The sequence below is a fragment of the Pseudomonas sp. ITEM 17296 genome (assembly GCF_028895205.1).
Taxonomy (GTDB): domain Bacteria; phylum Pseudomonadota; class Gammaproteobacteria; order Pseudomonadales; family Pseudomonadaceae; genus Aquipseudomonas; species Aquipseudomonas kermanshahensis.
This window is the reverse complement of sequence record NZ_WJRS01000065.1, coordinates 1-1,719: the sequence shown is the minus strand read 5'-3', so window position 1 is coordinate 1,719 and position 1,719 is coordinate 1. Positions and strand designations below refer to the sequence as shown.

At 48.1% G+C, this 1,719-nt stretch carries 2 protein-coding genes; both read right to left on the bottom strand.

Translation table 11 applies throughout. From position 1 onward, the window contains the following. Positions 1 to 431 precede the first annotated feature (431 nt). Positions 432 to 827, bottom strand: a complete 396-nt coding sequence (locus tag GIB19_RS28035) for a hypothetical protein (protein ID WP_274888845.1) — start codon at positions 825 to 827, stop codon at positions 432 to 434. Between the two features lie 6 nt (positions 828 to 833). Then, positions 834 to 1,719, bottom strand: an 886-nt coding sequence (locus GIB19_RS28030; RefSeq protein WP_274888844.1) for an RHS repeat domain-containing protein, incomplete at its 5' end; no start/stop codon positions are given.

The window sequence follows — 1,719 nt, the reverse complement described above, 5'->3', positions numbered from 1 at the left end:
TTCGTTGCGCAGACGTACGAGTTGGCCGAGCTTGTCCCAGTGGTAGGTGAGGGTGGTGTCGTTGGCGTTGTGGCGTTGATGGAGTAGGCCGGCCTCGTTGTAGTCCCAGCGGGTACGCCGATTCAGCGGGTCGGTGAAGCTGAGCAGTCGGCCTTCGGCGTCGCGCTTGAAGCGTTCCTTGGTCTTGTCCGGGTGGGCGAGCAGTACGAGCTAGCCCGGCCCGTACTGCTATTTAGTCACATCGCCGATAGCGTTGGTCAGCCTGGCCAATTGCCAAAAGTCGTTGTATTTCCATTGCGTGGACTTGACTGTGAAATAGGTGTGGCTGATCTTGCGCTCGTTTCCCGGCTAGATAGAAATTTCGATCTGTTTTTAAAGAACATGCGTTGGTACTTACTGGCTTTGATAGGGCCGATCTTGAGTAAATGTTTTTAGCTGGGTGGAGGGTGGTCGGAGTGCGCTGTTTTTGATTGTTGTTCAGACAGTGTAATCCACTCTTGCATCTTGATTAAAATTTCACTTAGGTTTGTTGTTCCTCCGAAAATAATGGTTTCTGTTCCGTGGTCTGTTTTTTTTTCAACAACTGATATATTATGCTCATTTTCTTCGATTATTATCCGAATCAGTTTTTTGGATTTTAAGTTTAATGCCGAGAAGATGGGGTTTGCATTTCTAAAGGGTTGGCCATTTTTAAAGGTTGTATTATAAAAAGGAGTTATGTAGTGCGATGTGCTGCTTGTTGTTTTTGTGTGAGCGGCAAATGCGCTTTTGAAAAGCTCCTCAAGTTTAGTGTAAGTCTCGATGTTTGAAAGGAAGTCGTCATACATTCGCATTTACTCCTCAAAGGCGCTGCCAGTGATGATTTCTATATCTACTCGCTCACCTTTAGTATTTTTTACCTTGAACGACTGGCTTACTTGCGCGCTGACTCCGCCACATTTGCATGCATCGTAAATATAGCGTTCAGCTTTTTCAAAAGCGCCGCTTCTAATATCTAGATCTCGATTGTTTAATTTGCCTTTCAATTCTCTCAACATTTTTTGACCATCAGCTCCGGTTACGGGTGTGTCTTGGTTCCAAGAAACCGACTCTTCTAGTTTAGCCCCTTGCGCCTGAATGCGCCCTCTGTTTTTTGCTAAGCCAAATGGGTCTGACCAGTAAATAGGGTTGGGCGCGTAAGCATAAAGGTTTAAGCCGCCTGCGTACTTGATTGGGTCTTTAGTGATAAAGCGGCCTAGTTGTGGGGTGTAATAACGATGGCGGTTGTAGTGCAGGCCAGTCTCTATGTCAGAATACTGCCCTTGAAAGCGCAACGTGTTGCAAATATTTTTCTGCATTGCTTTATCACTGCAATTTTGCTCTGCCATCCCCCACACTTTAAAGGTTCCACTCCAAGCAATTTCCCCATCTACATCCGTGAGCTCCATCGGCGTGCCCAGCTGATCGCACTGGTACCAGGCGAACACGTCAATCGGTTCTGGCTTGGGTTCGTGCAACCAGACCGGGTCCCGGTCAATGCTGTAATACTCGCCATAAAGGGGCTGTGGCAGAAGGTCCAAGACAGTGTTGGTCACAGCCTGGGCTACTGGTACAAACGTCCCCAGTTCGAACACGTAGTGAGTTGTACTCCCACCCCGTTCCTCTCGATCACGACACTCCGTGGCAGGCGTATCGCCATCCCACGTGAACCACGTAAAGCCACACCCCAGCTCTTCGTCT

Coding starts and splice junctions, on each gene's coding strand:
- GIB19_RS28035 (WP_274888845.1), bottom strand. CDS start 827: ATGTATGACGACTTCCTTTCAAACATCGAGACTTACACTAAACTTGAG.